Annotated in this window: 20 protein-coding genes and 1 pseudogene; 9 read left to right on the top strand and 12 right to left on the bottom strand. The window is 37.8% G+C overall.

Features of this window, described 5'->3' with window-relative positions:
- Positions 1–48: 48 nt before the first annotated feature.
- From guaD to MJX77_RS05435, 4 genes are all read right to left on the bottom strand, one after another.
- The gene (gene guaD / locus MJX77_RS05450; protein WP_252060731.1) at positions 49–1,371 is read right to left on the bottom strand and encodes a guanine deaminase; all 1,323 of its coding nucleotides are present in this window, start codon (positions 1,369–1,371) and stop codon (positions 49–51) included.
- 56 nt (positions 1,372–1,427) lie between these two features.
- Positions 1,428–2,483, bottom strand: coding sequence for a Rieske 2Fe-2S domain-containing protein (locus MJX77_RS05445; protein WP_252060730.1), 1,056 nt, complete (start codon positions 2,481–2,483; stop codon positions 1,428–1,430).
- Between the two features lie 297 nt (positions 2,484–2,780).
- Positions 2,781–3,737, bottom strand: coding sequence for a TerC family protein (locus MJX77_RS05440; protein WP_013199302.1), 957 nt, complete (start codon positions 3,735–3,737; stop codon positions 2,781–2,783).
- A gap of 320 nt (positions 3,738–4,057) precedes the next feature.
- Positions 4,058–4,654, bottom strand: coding sequence for a phosphatase PAP2 family protein (locus tag MJX77_RS05435; RefSeq protein ID WP_151768078.1), 597 nt, complete (start codon positions 4,652–4,654; stop codon positions 4,058–4,060).
- Positions 4,655–4,791: 137 nt separating this feature from the next.
- Here MJX77_RS05435 and MJX77_RS05430 point away from each other — a divergent pair, with 137 nt between their 5' ends.
- Positions 4,792–6,042 (top strand): low temperature requirement protein A, encoded by a 1,251-nt coding sequence (locus MJX77_RS05430; protein ID WP_252060729.1) that lies wholly within the window; start codon positions 4,792–4,794, stop codon positions 6,040–6,042.
- Positions 6,043–6,112: 70 nt separating this feature from the next.
- Here the strand turns inward: MJX77_RS05430 and mpl are convergent, their stop codons facing one another.
- Entirely contained in the window at positions 6,113–7,486 is a 1,374-nt protein-coding gene (mpl, locus tag MJX77_RS05425; protein WP_174746256.1) for a UDP-N-acetylmuramate:L-alanyl-gamma-D-glutamyl-meso-diaminopimelate ligase, read from the bottom strand.
- A 240-nt stretch (positions 7,487–7,726) separates the two neighbouring features.
- Between mpl and MJX77_RS05420 the strand changes: the two genes are divergently transcribed.
- The 4 genes from MJX77_RS05420 to MJX77_RS05405 all read left to right on the top strand — a co-directional run bounded on the left by MJX77_RS05420 (position 7,727) and on the right by MJX77_RS05405 (position 11,991).
- Positions 7,727–8,089 carry a DMT family protein gene (locus MJX77_RS05420; protein ID WP_014207671.1) on the top strand — a complete coding sequence of 121 codons (363 nt, stop codon included), beginning with the start codon at positions 7,727–7,729 and terminating at the stop codon, positions 8,087–8,089.
- Positions 8,090–8,375: 286 nt separating this feature from the next.
- Positions 8,376–8,891 (top strand): 5-(carboxyamino)imidazole ribonucleotide mutase, encoded by a 516-nt coding sequence (purE, locus tag MJX77_RS05415; protein ID WP_002115451.1) that lies wholly within the window; start codon positions 8,376–8,378, stop codon positions 8,889–8,891.
- Positions 8,892–8,900: 9 nt separating this feature from the next.
- The gene (locus MJX77_RS05410; RefSeq protein WP_252060728.1) at positions 8,901–10,022 is read left to right on the top strand and encodes a 5-(carboxyamino)imidazole ribonucleotide synthase; all 1,122 of its coding nucleotides are present in this window, start codon (positions 8,901–8,903) and stop codon (positions 10,020–10,022) included.
- A gap of 676 nt (positions 10,023–10,698) precedes the next feature.
- Positions 10,699–11,991, top strand: coding sequence for a lytic murein transglycosylase (locus tag MJX77_RS05405; RefSeq protein ID WP_252060727.1), 1,293 nt, complete (start codon positions 10,699–10,701; stop codon positions 11,989–11,991).
- A 62-nt stretch (positions 11,992–12,053) separates the two neighbouring features.
- Here the strand turns inward: MJX77_RS05405 and MJX77_RS05400 are convergent, their stop codons facing one another.
- The 6 genes and pseudogenes from MJX77_RS05400 to MJX77_RS05375 all read right to left on the bottom strand — a co-directional run bounded on the left by MJX77_RS05400 (position 12,054) and on the right by MJX77_RS05375 (position 18,542).
- Positions 12,054–12,428, bottom strand: coding sequence for a hypothetical protein (locus tag MJX77_RS05400; protein WP_003656007.1), 375 nt, complete (start codon positions 12,426–12,428; stop codon positions 12,054–12,056).
- Between the two features lie 101 nt (positions 12,429–12,529).
- Positions 12,530–13,509, bottom strand: a pseudogene (locus tag MJX77_RS05395) (M57 family metalloprotease).
- 111 nt (positions 13,510–13,620) lie between these two features.
- Entirely contained in the window at positions 13,621–14,538 is a 918-nt protein-coding gene (locus MJX77_RS05390; RefSeq protein ID WP_252060726.1) for a matrixin family metalloprotease, read from the bottom strand.
- 333 nt (positions 14,539–14,871) lie between these two features.
- Positions 14,872–16,812: a molecular chaperone DnaK gene (dnaK, locus tag MJX77_RS05385; protein ID WP_004795542.1), complete on the bottom strand. Its 1,941-nt coding sequence runs from the start codon at positions 16,810–16,812 to the stop codon at positions 14,872–14,874.
- A gap of 118 nt (positions 16,813–16,930) precedes the next feature.
- Positions 16,931–17,485: a nucleotide exchange factor GrpE gene (gene grpE / locus MJX77_RS05380; RefSeq protein ID WP_252060725.1), complete on the bottom strand. Its 555-nt coding sequence runs from the start codon at positions 17,483–17,485 to the stop codon at positions 16,931–16,933.
- A 163-nt stretch (positions 17,486–17,648) separates the two neighbouring features.
- The gene (locus MJX77_RS05375) at positions 17,649–18,542 is read right to left on the bottom strand and encodes a LysR family transcriptional regulator (RefSeq protein WP_252060724.1); all 894 of its coding nucleotides are present in this window, start codon (positions 18,540–18,542) and stop codon (positions 17,649–17,651) included.
- Between the two features lie 107 nt (positions 18,543–18,649).
- On the opposite strand from MJX77_RS05375, the gene MJX77_RS05370 reads away from it, so the two are divergent.
- Positions 18,650–19,516, top strand: a complete 867-nt coding sequence (locus tag MJX77_RS05370; protein WP_252060723.1) for an MBL fold metallo-hydrolase — start codon at positions 18,650–18,652, stop codon at positions 19,514–19,516.
- A 392-nt stretch (positions 19,517–19,908) separates the two neighbouring features.
- Positions 19,909–20,139 (top strand): hypothetical protein, encoded by a 231-nt coding sequence (locus MJX77_RS05365; RefSeq protein ID WP_000733015.1) that lies wholly within the window; start codon positions 19,909–19,911, stop codon positions 20,137–20,139.
- 166 nt (positions 20,140–20,305) lie between these two features.
- Here MJX77_RS05365 and MJX77_RS05360 read toward each other — a convergent pair whose 3' ends face one another.
- Positions 20,306–20,674 carry a hypothetical protein gene (locus MJX77_RS05360; RefSeq protein ID WP_191901072.1) on the bottom strand — a complete coding sequence of 123 codons (369 nt, stop codon included), beginning with the start codon at positions 20,672–20,674 and terminating at the stop codon, positions 20,306–20,308.
- Between the two features lie 211 nt (positions 20,675–20,885).
- Here MJX77_RS05360 and MJX77_RS05355 point away from each other — a divergent pair, with 211 nt between their 5' ends.
- Both MJX77_RS05355 and MJX77_RS05350 read left to right on the top strand, forming a co-directional pair.
- On the top strand, positions 20,886–21,956 hold the full coding sequence (locus tag MJX77_RS05355; RefSeq protein WP_252060722.1) for an alpha/beta hydrolase: 1,071 nt from the start codon (positions 20,886–20,888) through the stop codon (positions 21,954–21,956).
- Between the two features lie 149 nt (positions 21,957–22,105).
- Positions 22,106–22,657 (top strand): peptidylprolyl isomerase, encoded by a 552-nt coding sequence (locus MJX77_RS05350; protein ID WP_252060721.1) that lies wholly within the window; start codon positions 22,106–22,108, stop codon positions 22,655–22,657.
- Positions 22,658–22,746: the final 89 nt, after the last annotated feature.

Raw genomic sequence — 22,746 nt, 5'->3', positions numbered from 1 at the left:
AGAGCACATATTCCAAATAATAACAAAAACTTAACGGCCCGATTTTTATTAGGCTGTTTCTTTTTGATAAGCACGGTTTCCATAAATATAAGTCGCCTCAATATTACGGTCATCACCTAAAGTGAATAATGCGAACAACGAATCTTCAACAGATTTGGATTTAGACTGGCGAAGTTGCTGTAGTGCAGTTGGCTTAAGGTTGAGTACCACAAAGTCTGCTTCTTTACCGATGTTGAAATTGCCTAACTTATCCTGCAAATCAAGCGCTTTTGCTCCGCCTAGTGTCGCGTGATAGAGTGCTTCATAAGCTGAAAGTTTATCGCCTTGTAACTGTTGGACCTTATAAGCCTCGTTAACAGTTTGCAGCAAACTAAACGATGTACCAGCACCGATATCTGTCCCCAAACCTACTTTCACTTGCTTTTCCCAAGTTTTTTTCAATGGGAATAAACCACTACCTAAGAACAGGTTCGACGTTGGGCAAAATGCGATAGCCGACTGCGTATCATGCATACATTGCCATTCTTTCTCTTCTAAGTGAACGCAATGAGCAAACACAGAACGTTTACCAGTCAGACCATAATGTTGATAAACATCTAAATAGCCTGTTTGTTCTGGAAATAAAGATTTCACCCAAGCAATTTCATCTTTGTTTTCGCTTAAATGAGTATGTACATAAACATCTGGAAATTCTTGTTTTAACTGCCCTGCTCTTTTTAATTGTTCTGGTGTAGACGTTGGTGCGAAACGTGGTGTAATCGCATAAAGAGCGCGACCTTTACCATGCCATTTTTCAATGAGTGCCTTGGTGTCGCTGTAAGCCGTTTCTGGCGTGTCACAAAGCGCTTCAGGGGCATTGCGGTCCATAAGTACCTTACCGGCAATTAAACGCATCTGAACGCGTTCTGCGGCTTCAAATAAAGCATCAACAGACTCAGGATGAACTGTACAGAAAACGAGGGCCGTGGTTGTACCGTGCTTTAAGAGTTCCTGAACAAAGAATTGTGCAATTTCATTTGCATATGCTTTGTCTTGAAACTGGATTTCAGTGGGAAAAGTATAGGTATTGAGCCAGCTTAAAAGTTGTTCGCCGTAAGCTCCCACCATTTCGGTTTGTGGAAAATGAATATGGGTATCAATAAAGCCAGGTACAATCAATTGTTCTGGGTAATGTTGAACCTCTACTCCAGCAGGAAGATGCGTTTGAGCTTCTTCCCATGCACCCAACCATTTGATTTTTCCATGTTCACTAATCAGTACACCATCTTCTAAATAACGCACTTGATTTGGAATATCAGTTGGCTCAGAGACGGTTTGCTGGATATCTAAAAAACGACCACGCACAACGGTGGTATTTGCGATCAATGACATGGAAAGCCTTTATATTTTCACTTTTTTCGATTGATTGTACCCCACTTAGCCAATATTTAAACGGTATAACGTTTACTTAGTCCCCATTCAGCCAAAATCCGTCGATAAGTCGTTGATGAACGGTCTGCTTCAAAATGTGCTTCCATCATTAAATCAAGCGGCAGGTCTTCTGGTTTTTGTGATTCGACCATGTCTTGGTCTTCTGCAAAAATTTGGGCATTGAATGCATATACTTTTTCTAAATCCCCTGTTTGGTCAAAGTTACGGGTAAGTGGAACAAATAAACGGGTTTTATTACTTGAGATAGGACAACAAGCATTCAAGATTTTTAAGACCCCACCTTCTGGAAAATCGACCGTAAGCACGGCTGAAAAAGGTGGATAAACATCAAAGGTGCGCTTCCACAAAAAGCCTTCTGGTTCGAGATGTTTTAGTTCGTGTGGATAGTTACTGACATTGCTGATATAGACCGTTTTTAAGCCGTAGCTGGTGCGTTCGGTGTGATATTTAGGGACGATAGGATTCTCTCGATTCGCAAAGGCATTGTGATGTACCCAGGCAAAATGTGCGACATCGATAAACCCTTCAAGTTGACGTCCACTAGAACCGCCAATATCGACAAAAGGCGGTAAAATTGATTGATGTTCTGCATGCTCCCAAGTATCTAATACTGGAATATTAGCTCGAGTAACATCCCGACTTTGAATACTGGTCCAAATCAAGCCATATCGTTTAACAACTGGAAATTTGGTCAGAGAAAAACGATCAGAAATTTTGGTTAACTCAGGTTGAGCTGGTATTTGGGTACACTTCCCTTCGGTGTTATAGCGTAGACCATGATAGGGACACACAATTTCTTCACCATCTACCCACCCTTTGGTTAAAGGCACACCACGATGTGGGCAAATGTCTCGGACCAGATGAATTTCGCCACTTTCTGTCTTATATAGGGCCATATTCACATCTAATAACGTCACTCTTTGTGGTGCAGTAGAGACATCTTGAATACGGGCAACCGGATACCAGTGAGTAGATAAAATTTCCCAATCTTTTTCTTCAAAACTGCTGTTACACGGCATTGCAAGGGGCGTTAAAGTTGGAATAGCATTCATGGCATCACTCCTTAAAAAAATCAGGGCTCTCGCGAGCCCTTAAAATCTAGGCTTTTTTCTTTTTAGGAAATGCAAAGAGCTTGCCAAGATTGATTTTTAATAAAGAAGTTAAGAGTAAAATTATTAAAATACATAAACTTATTTAATTGTATTTTTGAATTTTTGTTCTAATTTAGCTTTGAACATGAAAGCTTATTATTTGTTAAGTACTTAAAATGCACTGATTGATCGCAAGCAAGACCCAATAAAAAAGCACTTTAAAAGTGCTTTTTTATGTAGATCCCTTTATAGGATGAATTAAGACTGCAATTGCTTTTTGTTGTGTCGTAAAGAGAGATAAGCGGTAATTGCTAACACTATTACGATAAAGCTTAACGAAATCCAGATTGGCATGTGGAATACATCAAGCAACAACATTTTTGCACCAATGAACAATAAAATGATGCCTAAGCCATACGGTAAGTAATGCAGTTTAGAAGCAGCGCCAGCAAGCAAGAAGAACATTGCGCGTAAGCCTAAAATTGCCATTAAGTTCGCTGTTAAAACAATAAATGGATCACTGGTTACCGCGAAAATAGCAGGAATAGAGTCTACTGCGAAAATCACGTCTGAAGCTTCAACCAAAATCAATACTAAAAATAACGGCGTTGCCCACAGTAAACCATTTTGACGTACAAAGAATTTGTCACCTTCAAGCTGTGGCGTAATACGCATGTGCTTACGTAACCATTTTAGAGCTTTGATATCTTCAATATTGGTTTCTTCTTCTTGGCCCTTTAAGAATTTGAAGCCTGTATATACCAAAAACGCACCAAAGATATAAAGCACCCATGAAAACTCTTGAACAAACCATGCGCCAATAAAGATAAACAGAGTACGCAGTACGATTGCGCCTAATACGCCGTAGAGCAAAATTTTACGTTGTAGTGCAGCTGGAATAGCAAATGCCGCAAAAATCATTAACCAGACGAAAACGTTGTCAATTGCGAGGGACTTTTCAAGTAAGTAACCTGCGAAGTATTCCATGGTTTTTTGATTTGCTAAGGTCACACCAGCCGTTTGCTGTAGATACAACCATAAACCACCACCAAATAAGACCGCGACGCTTACCCACGCCACGCTCCAGTAAGCAGCTTGCTTAATTGAGACATCCTGACCTTGCTTTTGCTTAAAGCCTAAAAAGTCCACTAAAAGCATGACAATGACAATGCCAAAGAATGCTATATACAGCCATAGATTGCCGATTGTTTCCATAAATCCTCCTCACATCTGGCAATCGGGCATAAAAAAACCTCGACCAGTTGCCAGATGAATTAAAACATCTGTATCAACATGATCAAGGTCTTGCCTACATCATGAATTTCACGATGCTCAGATACCGACTTTTTAATAAAAGTGTATTGACGATATCTGACACATAACATTGCTGTTATGTTTGGAGGAGGCTACTCCCCTTGTCAAACTAAATTCTGTTTTGGATAAAACATATCCAATTTCACATAGAATGGCAGATTTTTTTATATTACGCAACTGAACTTAATCTCGTGGTTTTAATATAAAAAAAGATCTACGGATTATTTAATCAAACCCCGGTCTAAAAGTGGTTTGCATATAATTTGGTAAAGGTGAATAAAGAATGTGGTCAAACTTGTACCGTAAGCATTCCAGAAGTAATAACCTGCCGTATTGACCACAAGCGCAACAATAAAAGCCCCCAACATGTCTAAAGGGAAATGCACACCTAAATAAATACGTGACCACGCCACCACAAATGATAAGAATAAAAGAATAATTCCAATCATTTTGCGCTGAGCAAACAAATAAGACAGAGCAATGGTACTGAAAATCAGCATATGATTACTTGGAAAAGATGCTGTTGGCGCATGCTCGATAAACGTGGTGCCAACACCCATCACAAACGGTCTTGAGTGATGATAAAACAGAGAAATAACATAACCTACCAAAAGCGATATACAGGTCAAAAACACAGATTTGATAACCCTGTTTTTTAAATCTTGATCACCATAGAACCATAAAAATGTAAGGATGAATAAAAGAATATAGAGGAGATCATTAGCAAAAAAGATAGCAAGACGAATGATAAATTGACTCGCATCCTGAGCCCCATTAATCACATGGAATAAGCTAAGGTTGAGTGTTTCTAAAGACATTCATATTCCAAACAAGAACAAAAAAACGTGGGCTATGATAAAGAATTAAGCCTATTGTCTTGATAAAGAATTGTCACAAAAATGAAATATAGTTTGTTTGTGAGTAAAGATTAAACAGCAGGTCTAGATATTTTTTAATGCGTGTTCTGGGCGTTAATATTAAAGTGTTAACGTGTTGGCACTTTATTCGAGAACGTTATTTTATGACTACTCAAGAAAAACAGAAAAAATTAAGTTTGAGGCCCCTATCTCCAAGAGATCCAAAACAGCCGCATAGAGCAGCAACTCCCCTCGAATTATTGTTCGATTTAATTTTTGTGGTCGCGATTGCAACAGCGGGTCAGCAGTTACATCACGCGATTATTGAAAATCACCTCTGGCATGCATTACCAAGCTACCTGATGGTATTTTTTTCGCTGTGGTGGGCATGGATGAATTTTTCGTGGTTTGCTTCAGCTTACGATAACGATGATGCATTGTATCGATGCCTTACCTTTGTACAGATTGTGGGGTCATTGGTGATGGCCGCAGGTATTCCTGATGTATTTCGTAGTCAGGATTTTGACATCATCATTATTGGTTATGTAATCATGCGCATGGCACTCGTTACCCAATGGTTACGTGCAGCAAAACATGATCCTGAGCGGCGAATTACTGCGTATCGCTATGCTGTAGGTATTGTATTAGTTCAGGTGGGTTGGCTCGTTGCTAATTTTGGACACATGCTATCTGTTCCTTTATTTTTATTTCTGGTTGCGATGGAGTTATTTATTCCTATCTATGCAGAAAAATATTCACCAACGCCGTGGCATCCTCATCACATTGTAGAACGCTATGCCTTACTCACGATTATTGTTCTGGGTGAATCAATTGTCGGTAGTTTTAATGCAATACGTGATGCCTTAGCCGCTCAGTCAATGAATATTCCAGCCGTGTTCTTAATGATCGGTGGATTGATGTTGATGTTCGCAATGTGGTGGGCTTATTTTGATCGTAGCGAACAACACTATCACTTTAAGGGTGTACGTCCTTTTGTTTGGGGGTATGGCCATTATTTTGTTTTTGTCAGTATTGCTGCAGTGGGGGCTGCGCTTGCTGCCGCTGTAGATGTTACCACCCATCATGCCCATATTTCCGATTTATATATGGGAGTAGTGGTTGCCGTGAGTGTGGTTCTCTATACCACCTGTATTTGGGTACTATACGAGTTTGAATGTTTAACGGGAATCAGCAAATGGTTTTACCCGATCACAGCGCTCATTATTTTATGTATTCCGTTTATTTGTAATAACGTGGGATATAGCGTTTTTGCGATGGGTATTGTCTATAGTTTGCGTTTAATGGTTTCTAATAAATTTATGGCCAATATAGAGCCAGAAAAAGTTTAAAAATAATTGATATAAAAAAACGGGTCTCAATTTGAAACCCGTTTTTTTATTGAATCATCTAAAGCGGAAGTTAAGCAGCTTTCGCTTTTAATGCGCTCATAAGTTTTTGATGTAAGCCACCAAAGCCACCGTTAGACATAATCACAACGGCATCGCCCTCACCTGCTTCATTGACAATACGTTCAATAATTTCATCAAGAGAACGGCTTACTTGAGCACGGTTAGAAGCAGCTGCAATCACGGGTTGTAAATCCCAATCTAAACCTTCTGGCTGGTACCAGATGACATCGTCTGCTAAGCGTGCTGAATGTGCCAAGCCATCTTTATGACTGCCCATACGCATTGTATTTGAACGTGGTTCAATAATGGCCCATAAACGGCGTTCACCTAAGCGTTTACGTGCGCCATCTAAAGTGGTGTCAATTGCAGTTGGGTGATGAGCAAAGTCATCATAAACCTCAATACCATTGACTGTACCAAGTAACTCCATACGACGTTTTACACCACCAAAGTTAGATAAAGCTTCACAAGCCGTTTCAAGTGCAACACCTACATGTTGAGCGGCTGCAATCGTTGCCAAAGCATTCGCTACGCTATGTTGCCCTGTCATGGTCCATTTAACTTCACCAACGGCATTGCCATTTTCGAGTACTTTAAAATGGCTACCATCAATTGAGATTAATTCAGCAGATAAAGCAGCTTTTTCATTCGCTTCTAAACTTGTGCGAATCACTGGTGTCCAGCAACCCATTTCAAGCACTTCATCAATATGAGTTTCAGTAATTGGCGCAATAATACGCCCTTCACTTGGAATGGTACGCACAAGATGATGGAACTGCTTTTGAATCGCGGCTAAGTCATCAAAAATATCGGCATGGTCAAATTCAAGGTTATTTAAAATCGCCGTTTTGGGATGATAATGAACAAACTTAGAACGTTTATCAAAGAAAGCTGAGTCATATTCGTCGGCTTCAACGCAGAAGTATTTTCCACCACCTAAACGAGCGCTTTCGCTAAAACCAAGTGGGACACCACCAATTAAAAAGCCCGGATTTAAACCAGCTTGATCAAGTACCCAAGCCAGCATGGTAGTAGTCGTGGTTTTACCATGAGTTCCTGCTACACCAAGCACATGTTTACCTTGTAAAACGTGATCGGCAAGGAACTGAGGACCAGAAATATATGGCAAACCTTCGTTAAGCATATATTCCACGGCATCAATACCACGTTTCATGGCATTTCCGACAATCACTAAATCTGGGTGAGGCTGTAAATGACTACGGTCGTAGCCTTGCATGAGGGTAATGCCTGCGTTTTCTAACTGGGTAGACATTGGGGGGTAAACGTTTGAATCGGAACCGGTTACCTTATGTCCTAAATCACGAGCTAAAAGTGCTAAAGAGCCCATAAAAGTGCCACAAATACCCAAGATATGCAGATGCATTGCTCGCCTTCTCCACTGCTTTTGTACACAATATTCGTATGAATGACTGTGTGTGCATTATTGATAAATTTGCCAGCAACGATAGCAAGGCTAAACTCGAAAAGATAGTCAAAAATCGTTGTTGTTCTATGTGTTTGAGGCCCTGAGAAAAGCACATCTTTATTTTTTCGATTTAAGCTGAATTACAGTTTTATCTTTTATAATGTTTTGTATCTTTAGAATACTTAAATCATCGTAAAGATGAAGGATGTGCCTTTGAGCCCAACGGTTTTAGCTTTTACGCTATTAATTATTTCTAACTGCTTTATGACACTTGCATGGTATGGGCATCTTAAATTTTTGCACCATGCTCCACTTTGGCAAGCGATTTTATTCGGTTGGATTATAGCTCTGCTTGAATATAGTTTTATGATTCCAGCAACTCGTATGTTGAGTGCGCAAGGCTGGTTGCTCGGTGAAATGAAAATTACACAAGAAGTGGTCACATTGATTGTGTTTGTACCGTTTATGCTTTTCTTGTTTAAACAACCATTTAAACTGGATTATTTGTGGGCGATGGTATGTTTATTTGGCTGTGTCTACTTCGTATTTAGAAGCCAGTAAGTTGCAATAGCTTGCATTGAATGATTTATTCTACTTTGCAATAAGCAATTGCTCTTCCAAATGCCTGTTTATCTTGCAGGATGTTTAAATAATATTAATAAAATTTGAGAATGTGTCATTGTTAAACCATGACATTTTTTGATGATATTAAAAATATTCGCAGAGCTGGTCAGTTAAATTTTCGTGAGATGAAAAATCAGTCTATAATAATGGGTTTCCGAACCATTTAAAACTTGGCTCTCGTCGAGATTTATCTTCTTTTACTTTTGTCTCTGGAACATTAGCAATGAATGCGGCCGCAGCACAAGACGCTCAACCTCTCGTTGGAATTATTATGGGTTCTCAATCTGATTGGGCAACTCTCGAAAACACAGCCAATATGCTTAAACAGCTTGGTGTCCCATTTGAAGCGGAAGTGGTATCTGCTCATCGTACTCCAGATCGTTTATTTGAATACGCAGAAACTGCGCGTGATCGTGGTATTCAAGTGATTATTGCTGGTGCAGGTGGTGCAGCGCATTTACCTGGAATGTGTGCCGCAAAAACTGATTTACCAGTTTTGGGTGTGCCAGTTAAATCATCAATTTTAAATGGCGTAGATTCTTTGCTTTCGATCGTACAAATGCCAGCTGGTATCGCCGTTGGTACTTTAGCAATTGGTCCAGCTGGCGCGACGAATGCTGCAATCATGGCGGCACAAATCTTAGGTTTAACTCGTCCTGAAATCGCAAAAAATGTTGCTGATTTCCGTGCTGCGCAAACTGATAAAGTTGCAAGCAAAAATATTCCGGGTCAGGTGTAAGAGGCTGAGATGGATAAAACTATCGGTATTTTTGGTGGTGGGCAACTGGGCCGAATGATGGCTCAAGCAGCATTACCATTAAATATTCAGTGTACTTTTTTTGAAGCAAATACAGATTGTCCAGCATGTGTTTTAGGCCAAGTCTTTTCTAGTCAAGATGAGCAAGGTTTAAAGCAGTTTATTGAAAGTGCTGATGTTTTCAGTCTTGAGTTTGAAAATACGCCCGTTGAAGATGTGGATGTTTTGACACAAACCAAAGCATTGCACCCTCCCCGTGTGGCTTTAGCAACTGCGCAAAATCGTTTGTCAGAAAAAGCATTGTTTGATGAGCTTACTATTCCTGTTGCGCCGTATCGTGCTGTAGATAGTCTAGAAAGCTTGAAAAAGGCTGTTGCTGAGCTTGGTTTACCGATTGTGCTTAAGACTGCAACTGGTGGATATGACGGTAAAGGTCAGTTTGTACTTCGTTCAGAAAACCAGATTGATACTGCTTGGGCTGAACTTGGTCCTGCAAAAAGTCTAGTTGCCGAAAGCTTTGTTAAATTCTCTCGTGAAGTTTCGATTATTGCGGTGCGCGGCCAAAATGGTGAAGTAAAAACTTGGCCACTGGCTGAAAATCACCATCATAATGGCATTTTATCGCATTCAATTGTTCCAGCGCCGAATAGCGAAGCTTTGCAACCTGTAGCTCAAGACTACATTACTCGTTTGTTGAATCATCTCAACTATGTAGGTGTGTTAACTCTAGAGCTATTTGTGACAGAACAAGGTTTATGTGCAAATGAGATGGCACCACGTGTGCATAACTCAGGTCACTGGTCCATTGAAGGCGCTGTTTGTTCTCAGTTTGAAAACCACATTCGAGCTGTTGCAGGACTACCATTGGGTTCAACAGATGTTGTTCGCCCAACGGTTATGATCAATATTATTGGTCAACATCCTAAAACTGAAGATGTACTTGCCTTAAATGGTGCTCATCTACATCTTTATAACAAGTCAGAACGTGCTGGCCGTAAGTTAGGCCATATCACTTTAATGCCTGTGGATAGTAATGAATTGACGAAATTATGCCGTCAATTAGCGGAAATTTTGCCAGAACCACTCGCTTTAACAGCGGATATGACCTTCTAAAGCATTTCTAATTCTAAAAAAAGCGATCTTCGGATCGCTTTTTTTATCTTTTAAATTTAAAAAATAATAAATCCTGAGTAATTTCTTGTTTGTGGATAACTTTTTATAGGAATTTTTGAATTTAAATATTGCCAGTATTTTTAAATTTAAAAAGTGAAGCTTGATTGTTTTGAATTTAAAGTTGGTTATCCACAAGAGAGTTTGATTTGTAGCTGATGATAGAGCTCATGTTTTTTGAATTCAAAACTAGTGGTGTTTGCTGAAGTGTTTTAAATTTAAAATAACACGGTAAGTTTGAATTTAAATTATTGCGTGATTTTTGAATTTAAAAATATAGATTGTTTGGTTGATTGGATTTTTCGTGTCATCAAGAATGATGAAATATAGAATGGAATCAATAAATAGTGCTGTTTTTGCTAAATTGTGGATAAGTTTATCCACAGAAACGCCTGCGTTATAGTTTAAATTTAAAGTAAGACTTTTGAATTCAAAACTGGTGATGCAAATGAGGGGAAGTTTTAAATTCAAAATAAAGTGAGAAATTTGAATTTAAAACACTGGAAATGAATTTAAAGAAGAGATTATGAATTCAAATTTACGTTTTCTCTCTGAAATTTTAGACTCATAATGGTATGGTACTTAAAAATTTAAATTCAAAAATTGAAACTGGGATAATATGCGACGTTTTTCTTGTATTGTTGGCTCTGTATTTTTAGCAATGACTCAGGCTCAAGCAGAGCTCGTAATTAATGGTTCTACAATATCTAGCAATGCTACTGTTCCAGTAGTAACTAGCGAAGATTATACGCCTAATAATAATTTCCAAAGTTGTTTGGCAAATTTACGTTCTCAAGCAATTGCTGCGGGAGTCTCGGGAACAACTTATGACCGTTATACTCAAAACTTAACTCCAGATTATTCAGTTATTGATAAATTAAACTATCAACCAGAATTTTCGACACCAATTTGGGATTATCTTTCTGGCTTAGTCGATGAAGAGCGTGTTGAGCTTGGAAAACAAAAACTGGCGCAATATCGCGATGTTTTAAATCGAGCTTCTCAAACCTACGGCGTGCCACCAGAAACAATTGTGGCAGTGTGGGGTGTAGAAAGTAATTTTGGTGATATTTCTGGAAAATATCCTTTATTACAAGCGCTCGGAACTTTAAGTTGTGAAGGTCGTCGACAAAGTTATTTCCGTACTGAATTTTTTGCCACCATGCGTATTTTACAGCGCGGTGATTTAACCGAAGATCAACTGAAAGGTTCTTGGGCTGGGGCATTTGGACATACGCAATTTATGCCATCGACCTATGAACGTTTAGCTGTTGATTTTGATGGAGATGGTCGTCGCGATTTAGTATCGAGTACTGCAGATGCATTGGCATCAACGGCTAATTTCTTAAATAAAGCTGGTTGGCAAACAGGAATGCCATGGGGTTTTGAAGTAAAAGTTCCTCAAGGCATGTCAATTGATGGAGAAGGGCGACGCTCAAAGAAAGCATTAAGTAGCTGGAGTGCACGAGGTGTAACTCGAATTGACGGCTCTCCACTTGTTCAAGGGGCTTTATCTGGCAGTACGTCGGCAGGTTTAATGGCACCGGCAGGTGTAAATGGTCCAGTATTTTTAGTATTTAAGAATTTTGATGCTATCTACAGTTATAACGCAGCGGAAAGTTATGGTCTTGCAATTGCCCATCTATCTGATCGTTTAAAAGGCGCTCGTCCTTTTGCAACATCTTGGCCAACTGATGATCCAGGTACTTCACGCGCGGAACGTCGTGAAATCCAACAGTTTTTGATTAATCGCGGCTACGATATTGGTGCAGTTGATGGTCTTATTGGGGATAAAACCCGTGTAGCTATTCGTCAGGAGCAAACTCGTTTAGGTTTAAATCCATCAGGACGAGCAGGGCAACAAATCTTACGCGCATTTCGCCAAGAACAAGCCCAAAAAATGATGCAATAAACTGAAAATAATAAAAAGGTCTGCATGTGCAGACCTTTTTTATAAGTATTTGTATTAGATTGCTAATCTAATTTTACCGCTTCCAAAATATCAAAAATAACTGAAGTGACATCTTGGCTTAAATCTCGATCATTAAAGATTTCATACGCAGTGATCGTAACATCTGTATCACTTGGTAATTGCTTCTGTTCTTCTTCAATTAAATGTTCAATCGGTAACAGAGTCTGTTTCACTTCAAGATGTAGAATATCTTTATATTCGATATTTTCATCTTCAAGCTCGATTTCATGCTCATTGAAAAAGGGAATTAGAATAGAATGGAGGTATGGTTTAATTTCAATAATATCAAACAGTTCAATATCACGTGTTTGTTCAATTGTGCTGATATGATCATTTACTTCAATCAGGATATGATAGTAACTCATCTTGATCTCCATTCTATTTTAGTTAGCTCTTATGACCACAATAACATGACTTTGATATGAATTTCGATGTATCTACCTAGAAATAGATACATCATTTTATATTAAGTCCTTAATTATTGAGGTAGAGCACTTAATAGATCACGATCAGCATCTGTAAGACCAGTGACTTTTCTGTCACCATCTTTACGTACTGAGTACATTAATGCATTTGGTTGATCGCTATGTTTTAAACCCAGCGCATGTCCTAACTCATGAGCAATCGTTAAACGTAAATCATCAATAGACTTAAACTCATAAATCACAATTTGCTTGCCATTATAGATACCTTTTTTAAAGACATCAGCTTGGGCATTTTGCTTAAATTGGGTCAATGAATTGTTGAACTCATTATTAATCTGATTAAAGTGAGTAACTTTGACATTTAAATCTTTAGCTTGCTCATTATATGCAGCAATTTCTTTCTTTAAAGCAACAGTTTGTTTTTGCAAATCTTTCTGAGTTTTAGCCAAAGATTTAGCACTGTATTCAGGTGCTAATTTGCCTTGGTTAAGCTGCATCATTTGCTCGTCAAGATTTTTCAATTTGCCATTCAAAATCTGCTTCTTATTTTCAAGGTCAGATTGAGTTTGGCCAAGAGTTTGTTTCAATTGCTTAATTTGTTGCTGTTCATCAATTACACGTTGCTGTTCTTGCTGAAACTGAGCAGCAATTTTTTGACGCTGTTCAGAACGACTCTGGCTATTATCGTAAACTAAACGAATTTCTAACTTTGCATTTGGATCATAAGTAAAATAATCCTGTCCAGTACCTTGCTTCCAAATGTCCGCAGCTTGTTGGCTAATTTGAATTAATTGGTCTTGGCTTAAACCAAAACGTGGATCAATATCAGCAATTTTGTAAGTCAAATGTTGACCTGCTTTTTGCTGAATTTGAGTGTGAGCTGGAGTAGCAAGATTAGCATTAGCCTGAAAATTAGAAAAAGCAAAGGCTACGCCTAATAACAAAGATGTTAAACGCATAATTGAAGGGGGGAGATTTAAAAAAAACGTATTATAAGAATATAAAGTGAAAAATCAATCAAAAAACGTACGATTCAAATAAATAAATGAGACTTTAGTCTCATTATTTTTTACCAAATGCCAAATTATTTTTTAGAAAAAATTCATTTAGTTTGGTTTTATTTAGTTTTTTTAATTATTTAACTTTAATGATTTTCCCTAATTGAGCTATAAATTGAGCCTAATAACTCTAAATCTGAATCTGTTAATTTGAAATTATGGATATCTTGCTCTTTTAACCGTGGATACATTAATGATTTAGGATCAGTAGTATGTTTTAGTCCTAATGCATGGCCAAACTCATGGGCAAGGGTTAAACGTAAATCATTTAAAGAAGCGTAACCGTAAATTTGAATTTGGTTTTGGCTGAATAAGCCTTTATGGAAGGGTTGAATACTGGCTTTTTGTTCTAGTTTGAATTGTGTTTTTAAAGAGCTTAAATCATTTTGCTCCTGATTGAGCTCCCTAATTTTTATATTAAGCAATTGAATTTTATAATTTAAACTGTTTGATTCGTTTTGTAGATTTCCAGATTTTTGCTGGAGTTGATTTTGCTGCTCTTTTAGCTCATCGGCACGATAATATCGATGTTCTCCTTGGTTAAAGCGTATTACGTCTTGTTGATATTGCTCAAACTCAGCTTTCAGATTGATCTTTCTTTTGTTTAAATCAGACGATATCTGATCAATCTCTTGTTTATTTAAAATAATTTCTTCATTTTTAAGACGCCATACTTCCTGCTTTTGCAAAAGTGCATTCAAATTTTCCTGTTGCTCGCTTTTCATTAGTTGATGATCATCATAAATTAAGTTAATTGCCAACTGAGCTTGTGAATCATAAATAAAATAGGTTTTTCCAGTCTCTTTGTGCCATATTTCGGCAGCTTGTTGGCTAACCTCAATAAATTTTTCTCGAGTTAATTGAAATCGTGGATCAATAAAAGCAATTCGATACTTTAAAGGTTGATTAGAGGAATCCATTGCTAGATTATTTTGAGCAAAGCTCGTCGTTTGAAAGCCTATGCATAGACATAAGCTTAACCCCCACCATAGAAATTTTTTCATGGCAAAATAAAAAATATAAATAAAATCTTATTGTTAGCTACTTAATTTAATTCGTCAAAATGATAAAAAGTACAGGAGAGTGGGAGAGTTTTGTGATCTTGGTAGAAAAATATAAAAAGATGTTTTTAGACTTGGCAATAATGAAATAATTAATGTAATAAGTAACAATGTATTTTAGTTTAGAAAATCTTTTTTATAATGAATACATTAGTTTTTATAGTTGACCTTTTTGACATTAAATAATTTAAAAATATATGAAAAAACGTATTGTTATTTTTTGTAACCAATAAAAAAACCGCGCCTAAGCGCGGTTTTTTTTATTAAAGAAACAAATTATTTTTTGTCATCTTTAACTTCAGTAAACTCTGCATCTACAACACCATCATCAGCTTTTTGTTGACCAGCATCGCCACCTTGGAATGCATTTGGATCAAAGCCTTCTGCGCCACCAGCTTGTTGTGCTTGTTCATAAGCACGTTGAGTGATAGGCATCAAGATGTTTTGTAAAGCTTCAGTTTTCGCTTTGATATCTTCTACATCATTTTCTTTTGTTGCTGCTTCAAGTTCAGAAACGGCAGTGCTTACAGCTGTTTTTTCATCTTCAGTAACTTTGTCACCAAGATCTTTAACTGCTTTGTTCGAGCTTGAAATTAATGCATCAGCTTCGTTACGAGCTTTTGCAAGTTCTTCAAACTTACGGTCTTCTTCAGCATTCGCTTCTGCATCTTTAATCATTGCTTCGATTTCAGCATCAGACAAACCTGAGTTTGCTTTAATCTGGATCGATTGCTCTTTACCAGTGCTCTTATCTTTAGCAGATACTTTCAAGATACCATCAGCATTGATGTCGAAAGATACTTCAATTTGTGGCACACCGCGTGGAGCAGGCGGAATGTCACCTAATTGGAAGTTACCCAACAATTTGTTTTGTTGAGCCATCTTACGTTCACCTTGGTAAACAGAAATATCTACAGCAGGCTGATTGTCAGCAGCAGTAGAGAACACTTGTGATTTCTTCGCAGGAATCGTCGTGTTTTTCTCAATGATTGGTGTTAATACACCACCCATTGTTTCAATACCTAAAGTTAATGGTGTTACATCTAATAAAAGAACGTCAGTTTTGTCACCAGACAATACCGCACCTTGAATTGCAGCACCGATTGCAACTGCTTCGTCAGGGTTCACGTCTTTACGTGGCTCTTTACCAAAGAATTCTTGTACTTTTTGTTGTACAAGTGGCATACGAGACTGACCACCAACCAAGATTACGTCAGAGATGTCAGAAGTCGAAAGACCAGCATCTTTAAGCGCGATACGGCAAGGCTCAATTGTACGAGCAACTAAATCAGCAACTAAACCTTCAAGTTTTGCACGAGTTACGTTGATCACTAAGTGTTTAGGACCAGTTGCATCGGCAGTGATATATGGAAGGTTAATTTCAGTTGCATTCGATGAAGAAAGCTCAATTTTTGCTTTTTCAGCAGCTTCTTTCAAACGTTGTAACGCAAGTGGATCATTTTTCAAGTTCACACTTTGTTCTTTCTTAAATTCTTCAACCAAGAATTCAATTAACGCGTTATCAAAGTCTTCACCACCAAGGAAAGTATCACCGTTTGTTGATAACACTTCGATTTGTTGGTCGCCATCAAGGTCTGCGATTTCAATGATTGATACGTCAAAAGTACCACCACCTAAGTCGTAAACTGCAACTTTACGGTCGCCTTCTTTTTTGTCCATACCGAACGCAAGTGCAGCAGCAGTTGGTTCGTTAATGATACGTTTAACGTCTAAGCCAGCGATTTTACCCGCATCTTTAGTTGCTTGACGTTGAGCATCGTTAAAGTAAGCAGGAACGGTAATAACTGCTTCTGTAACTGTTTCACCTAAATAGTCTTCTGCAGTTTTTTTCATCTTTTTCAAGATTTCAGCAGAGATCTGTTGAGGTGCTAATTTTTTGTCGTTTACTTCAACCCAAGCATCACCATTGTCAGCTTTGATGATTTTGTAAGGTACAAGACCGATATCTTTTTGTACCGCTTGATCTTCATAACGACGACCAATTAAACGCTTAATAGCGAATAATGTATTTTTCGGGTTAGTTACTGCCTGACGCTTAGCACTTTGACCTACTAAGATCTCGCCATCTTTATAAGCGATGATCGATGGAGTTGTACGTGCGCCTTCAGCGTTTTCGATTACTTTTACTTTATCGCCTTCAAGTACAGCAACGCATGAGTTGGTAGTACCTAAGTCAATACCAATAATTTTTGCCATGTGACGTTTTCCTCAAAAATTCTTTTGCAATGTTTTTGCTTGTTATCCGATATGAGAGTGAATCTATTTTTTTCAAGCGTTTTAGCTAAAAAAAATCTAAAAACTCTCAAAAATTTACTTATTGACCAACCATAACCATAGCAGGGCGCAATAAGCGGCCATTTAACGTATAGCCTTTTTGTAAAACAGTACCGATTTCATTTGCTTTAGCGTTAGGATCAATACCTACTGCTTGATGTAAATCTGCATTGAAACCATTTTTAGTATCAGCTTCTACAACACCAAATTTCTCAAGCGCAGTTAACAGTGACTTTAAGGTTAATTTGATACCTTCAAGTACTGGGGTTTCTTCATTACCCGCTGCTTGAATTGCGCGCTCTAGATTGTCTACAGAATCAAGTAATTCTTTGGCAAATTTTTCAAGCACAGTTTCTTTATGCTTATCAGACTCACGTTGAATACGCTCTACACTTTTTTGTGCTTCGTAAACAGCATTTGCTGTACGTGCCTTTTCAAGTTTTAGGCTTTCTTCTAATTTGGTGATTTGCGCTTGTAAAGATTCAACGGTAACGTCGTTTGCTTGCTCTACACCTTCAGCCTGAGTTTGCTCATTAGATTGCTCTGCTTGCTCGTGTTGAATGTCTTGAGCTTGCTCGTTTTGCTCATTAGCCATTGATGATCTCCGTTTAAATGGGTTTTTAAACATGTACAGTCCTTATTGGCATCAGCATTTACTGGGTAAAACCTGAACTGCCATGCATATGCTGTAATTCATTAATAGGGATGAAGTATGGGCATTGCCTAAAAATTCAAGCGTACACGGCAATTTAAAACTTTTAATTTTGCGGTTTTAAGTAAAAATCTAAATTTTCGATCATAAAAGCAATAAATTCCTGCGTTATTTTGGGTAAATGTTGCCTCGATGCATATACCACTGACAAACTTAATTCAGGAGCTGAAAAGTTTTTAAATAAAGGAACTAGTCTTTTTTCTTTTAAATCTTTTTTAATTAATAGTGAAGGCAACATTGCCACACCTTGGGCATGTACACACATATCATAAACAGCATTTACATCATTACTTTTAAAGGTCACGTTTAAAGGATAATTCTGGGGTTGTTGCTCTTCATCAAAAAGTGTCCAAAATTGATGTTGGCTATGGTGAGCTAAACATTCATGTTGAATAAGTTGCCTTGGATGGGAGAGGGGGCTGTGCTGTTTTAAATAATCAGGATGTGCACAGAAAACGGACTCGATTTGGCAAACAGGTCGTGCAATTAAACCATCTGCAACTTTTTGGGTTATACGTAAAGCTAGATCGACCTGAGCATCAATTAAGTCCATCGTATTTTCAGTCAGATATACATCAAATTGAATATGTGGATGTTGCTGTTTAAATTGGCGAATACATTCTCCAACCCCTAATTGAAATAAAAACAAACCGCAGGTAAAGCGAATCGTACCGTTATGTTGCTCGGGTGCTGCTAACTCTTGTAAAAGTTGCTGTTGTTGTAAAATATTTTCACAGTAGAGGAGGGCTTTTTCACCTGCTGGTGTGAGTGATATTTTTCGTGTATTTCTTTGAAATAGTCGAGTCGAGAATGTGTGTTCAAGATGCTCAAGATAACGAGAAACCATCGCCCGGGAATAATTCAGGTGTTCTGCGGCTTTGGTTAAATTGCCATGCTGAGCAATAGAAACAAAGACTTGTATGGCTTTTAATGTGTCCATATGCATTATCATTATTACAATATATGCAACAGTTTATCTTAATTTAGTGCATTTACCTTACAGGAATTGCAATTTAAAGTATTTCTCATGAAATTGGAGAATACATAATGAAATTTTTTAAATTAACTGCTTCAGCCCTAGCAACTGCCACAGCTTTGACAATGGCTTCCTCAGCTTTTGCACAAGATCTAAAAATCCAAAGTTTTCTGGCTAAACCCGAACATTTTGGCGTGACATCTACTTTAATTGAAGGCGATAAAGAAGTTCTATTGGTTAATGCGCAATTCTCAAAATCTGAAGCATTACGTATTGCTGCCGACATTATCGATAGCGGTAAAACGCTAAAAACAATTTTCGTAAGCTATGGCGATCCAGATTATTACTTTGGCTTAGACGTATTTAAACAATACTTTCCAAATGTACAAATCATCGCAACACCGGAAACTGTTAAACATATTCAAGATACCCAAGCGCTCAAAGTGAAGTATTGGGGTCCACAAATGGGTGCAAATGCGCCTAGCCAAATTATTGTGCCTCAAGCTTATACTGCTAAAACTTTAAAGCTTGAGAATGAGTCAATCGAGATTAAAGGTAAGAAAGAACTTACTTATTTATGGATTCCTTCTTCTAAGGCAGTAGTAGGTGGTATTCCGGTATCTTCAGGTATTCATTTATGGATGGCAGATACACCAAAAGTTAAAGACCGTAATGAAGTAATTCAAACGCTAGAAAACATTAAAGCACTTCAACCTCAGACGGTTGTTCCTGCCCATATGGTTGAGGGAGCTCCACAAGGTTTGGATGCGGTTAACTTTTCGATCGATTATCTCAAGAGTTATGAGAAAACGGTTAAAGTAAGCAAAAATGCGAGTGAGCTAAGTCAACTCATGCAAAAACAATATCCAACATTAAAAAGTGTGGATAGCCTAGAGCTGGGTGCAAAAGTTGTAAAAGGCGAGATGCAGTGGCCGTAATTTAAATCGAAATATCGTAAATTTTTAGAGAAGCCGTGGTTTATACCCGGCTTTTTTTAATGGGAACAGGAATTTTTAAGCAAAAAACCTCTGTAACATTCTACGCACCTTATATAGCGTTTCTATAAAGAGAATTTTTTTGAGTAGAGCAAAAGGCTTAGATAAAAATTAAAAATTGATAAAATTAAACAAAAGCTTAAGTTGCTAGTTTTATATAAAAGATAGAGCTAAGAGTAAGGAAGCGAATTTAATAAAAAATTGCACAATTTGTACTTCTATTACTACAAAAGACAACCAATGATACGCACGCCAGAAAAAAAAATTGTGAATTATAGGCAGCGCGAAGATGATCTTTGCATTTAAGTGTTTGTCGTAATGAAAGGAAAGCGATTATGAAAAAATTAGGTCTTATCTCTGTAGTACTTGCTGGTGTTGCTTTTACAGCTGTTGGTTGTGCATCTGAAGCTGGTTTAAACGCATCAGGTTCTGCTCAAACAAGTGCTAGCCCATCTGGCGTACAAGCTGGTGTAGGTGTTGATGCGGGCGTTTCTGGCCAAGCACAACCAGGTCAAGTTGATGCTGGCGCTTCTGGTTCTGTTTCAGGTTCTGCAACAGCTCAGTAATTCTTAGTGATAAGAATAGTTAAAAGATTATAGAGTCATATATTTAAGATGCCGATTTATGTATGAAGTGAGCTGCTACTCATTACTCTATAATTAAGAGAGTTTAGAATTCTCAAAAAAGCCCCAAAAGACGTAGCTTATTGGGGCTTTTTATATAGTAATGAATTTAGTCATCATGACGAGAATCTCGACGATTGTGATCACGATCTTCTACCCGTTTTTTATCCCACTCGTGGCGTCTTTTATCGTCATCCCGGCGTTTCTTATCCTCATCATGGCGTCTTTTATCCCATTCATGACGATTTCGATCTTGTTCGCGAGCAACTCTTCGTTGTTGTTCATATATTCTTTGACGTTCTTCCCAGCGTTTCCGTTCCCAATCGTTATATCGACGTCCATCATTGCGATCATAGCGATTACTATCATGATCATGGTAACCATAACCACCACGATAAGAAGGGTCGTCCGTATAAGCCACACAGCCTACAGTTAAAAGACTGGTTGCTAATAAAGTAACAACTAGTTTTGTTGACATAATCGTACCTCTTTTTGTCTGTTAACAATAATTGGCAAAAAAGTCCTGTTTTAAGTGACAGATTTGTTAATGACATTTGCTTGAAATCAGATTAGCGTAATTTGGGTTTTACCTTTGTATCTTGATTACATGAGTTGTATGCGAATATAGTCAAATAACAACAGAATTCTGTAGAAAATATGAAGGATAAGAGGAATTCATGGAGATAGGCATGACAGCATTTAATCAAAAAATTCAAACATTGCTAGAAAAGGGCCAAGGGCCTGCTGCTCGAGCTCTTGATAAGTTACCTCGATTAGCTCAAGAATCACTTGCTAAAATTCTTGGATATTCTTACCAATATCCCGATCTCGACTCATTTACTAAATGTATGATGGCTGTACAAATTAAACAGGGTCATATCGGTTTCATTGGTTCAGACCCAATTGAATCTAGAAGGCAGTTCGATACGCAAATGCTGGCTATACGCCACAAGTCAACAGAGATCGACTTAGTAGAAGATATCCGTTTACCTCTCCAAAGTGGAACCGTTTTTGCGAGACACTATCATCCAGCACCGAATAAAAAACTACCTCTTATTGTTTTCTATCATGGAGGAGGATTTGTTGTTGGTGGTTTAGATACTCATGATGAGGTTTGTCGTATATTGGCAAAATATGCAAAAGTACAAGTACTCAGTATCGATTACCCTCTAGCACCTGAGGTTTCCCCTCACCATTTAATCCAATCTTGTGAAGATGCTTTAGCTTGGGTATATCAAAATCGTAGACAGTTAAAAATATTAAAAGGTCGAATTGCGGTAGCGGGGGATAGTGCAGGTGGAAATATCAGTACAGTCGTGGCTCAAAGATCAGTAAATAAACCTTATGCTCCTCAGGCCCAACTTCTTATTTACCCTGCCGTCGATTTCAAGAGTCGACATCCTTCCTTCTATGCATATAACGAAGGGTTGGTTTTGACGGATAACGATATCAATAATGTCACTCAATATTATGCAACCCAGCATAACGTAGAACTAGATGATCCAATTATTTCTCCAACTTATGGCAACTTGAAGAAGAATCCTCCGGCTTTTGTGATTACTGCTGGGCATGATGTATTACATGATGAAGGCAAAATTTATAGCTATAAGCTACGCCAAAATGGTGTCAAAATGCATTATGAAGAATATTCAGATCAAACTCATGGTTTTATAAATTTGACGCCTATTTCCAAAAAAGCCAAACGGTACACCATTGAGTTCAGTAAAAACTTTAGAAAATTTTGGGATAAAAATAGCTAAATAAAAGTTTGGTCCATGTTTCACGTGGAACATGGACACATCCAAAATATTAGGCCTTAAATAAAAGATAATAAATACTCACTAGAATTCTTTTATATAGACGATTAAATTTAACCTCTATTAAGTTTTGCATTTTACTGTAGGAAGATATGAAAAAATTATTAATGCTATGTTGCTTAGGTCTAAGCAGTCATTCAGTTTGGGCCGACACTTTAGTTGAAATGCAAACAAATTTAGGCAACATAGAAATACAACTTTATGACGAGCAAGCCCCAATCAGCGTAAAGAATTTTAAAACCTATATAAAGTCGAACTTTTATAAAGATACGATCTTCCATCGCGTAATTCCTGGTTTCATGGTACAGGGCGGTGGACTTACTGCAAATATGCAGGAAAAGACAACCCGAGCACCAATCAAAAACGAAGCTGGAAATGGAATTGCTAACACCCGCGGAACTTTAGCAATGGCTCGTACTGCAAATCCTGACTCTGCTACTAGTCAATTCTTTATTAATGTCGCAGATAACAGTTTTCTAAATCGCTCGGCTGGTAACCCAGGTTATGCAGTTTTCGGAAAAGTAACTAAAGGAATGGATGTGGTTGACCGTATTGTAAAGGTACCTACAACCAATGATGGCATGCATCAGAACGTTCCTAAACAACCTATTAAGATACTAGAAGTGAAAATCAAAAAAGAATGAAAATAAATGATTTGGCATTTATTGTTATTTATCAATCACTTGGTTGATTGTTTTGGCTTTTTAAATTTTTGGTTGGGTAAAAAAGAGTC

Source organism: Acinetobacter sp. AHP123 (assembly GCF_023757925.1).
GTDB lineage: Bacteria > Pseudomonadota > Gammaproteobacteria > Pseudomonadales > Moraxellaceae > Acinetobacter > Acinetobacter oleivorans.
This window is presented reverse-complemented; position numbering and strand designations above follow the sequence as displayed.

What these genes read in the sequence shown, in the direction of transcription:
- guaD (WP_252060731.1), bottom strand. Translation starts at nt 1,371, where the DNA reads ATGTCATTGATCGCAAATACCACCGTTGTGCGTGGTCGTTTTTTAGAT.
- MJX77_RS05445 (WP_252060730.1), bottom strand. Translation starts at nt 2,483, where the DNA reads ATGAATGCTATTCCAACTTTAACGCCCCTTGCAATGCCGTGTAACAGC.
- MJX77_RS05440 (WP_013199302.1), bottom strand. Translation starts at nt 3,737, where the DNA reads ATGGAAACAATCGGCAATCTATGGCTGTATATAGCATTCTTTGGCATT.
- MJX77_RS05435 (WP_151768078.1), bottom strand. Translation starts at nt 4,654, where the DNA reads ATGTCTTTAGAAACACTCAACCTTAGCTTATTCCATGTGATTAATGGG.
- MJX77_RS05430 (WP_252060729.1), top strand. Translation starts at nt 4,792, where the DNA reads ATGCGTGTTCTGGGCGTTAATATTAAAGTGTTAACGTGTTGGCACTTT.
- mpl (WP_174746256.1), bottom strand. Translation starts at nt 7,486, where the DNA reads ATGCATCTGCATATCTTGGGTATTTGTGGCACTTTTATGGGCTCTTTA.
- MJX77_RS05420 (WP_014207671.1), top strand. Translation starts at nt 7,727, where the DNA reads ATGAAGGATGTGCCTTTGAGCCCAACGGTTTTAGCTTTTACGCTATTA.
- purE (WP_002115451.1), top strand. Translation starts at nt 8,376, where the DNA reads ATGAATGCGGCCGCAGCACAAGACGCTCAACCTCTCGTTGGAATTATT.
- MJX77_RS05410 (WP_252060728.1), top strand. Translation starts at nt 8,901, where the DNA reads ATGGATAAAACTATCGGTATTTTTGGTGGTGGGCAACTGGGCCGAATG.
- MJX77_RS05405 (WP_252060727.1), top strand. Translation starts at nt 10,699, where the DNA reads ATGCGACGTTTTTCTTGTATTGTTGGCTCTGTATTTTTAGCAATGACT.
- MJX77_RS05400 (WP_003656007.1), bottom strand. Translation starts at nt 12,428, where the DNA reads ATGGAGATCAAGATGAGTTACTATCATATCCTGATTGAAGTAAATGAT.
- MJX77_RS05390 (WP_252060726.1), bottom strand. Translation starts at nt 14,538, where the DNA reads ATGAAAAAATTTCTATGGTGGGGGTTAAGCTTATGTCTATGCATAGGC.
- dnaK (WP_004795542.1), bottom strand. Translation starts at nt 16,812, where the DNA reads ATGGCAAAAATTATTGGTATTGACTTAGGTACTACCAACTCATGCGTT.
- grpE (WP_252060725.1), bottom strand. Translation starts at nt 17,485, where the DNA reads ATGGCTAATGAGCAAAACGAGCAAGCTCAAGACATTCAACACGAGCAA.
- MJX77_RS05375 (WP_252060724.1), bottom strand. Translation starts at nt 18,542, where the DNA reads ATGGACACATTAAAAGCCATACAAGTCTTTGTTTCTATTGCTCAGCAT.
- MJX77_RS05370 (WP_252060723.1), top strand. Translation starts at nt 18,650, where the DNA reads ATGAAATTTTTTAAATTAACTGCTTCAGCCCTAGCAACTGCCACAGCT.
- MJX77_RS05365 (WP_000733015.1), top strand. Translation starts at nt 19,909, where the DNA reads ATGAAAAAATTAGGTCTTATCTCTGTAGTACTTGCTGGTGTTGCTTTT.
- MJX77_RS05360 (WP_191901072.1), bottom strand. Translation starts at nt 20,674, where the DNA reads ATGTCAACAAAACTAGTTGTTACTTTATTAGCAACCAGTCTTTTAACT.
- MJX77_RS05355 (WP_252060722.1), top strand. Translation starts at nt 20,886, where the DNA reads ATGACAGCATTTAATCAAAAAATTCAAACATTGCTAGAAAAGGGCCAA.
- MJX77_RS05350 (WP_252060721.1), top strand. Translation starts at nt 22,106, where the DNA reads ATGAAAAAATTATTAATGCTATGTTGCTTAGGTCTAAGCAGTCATTCA.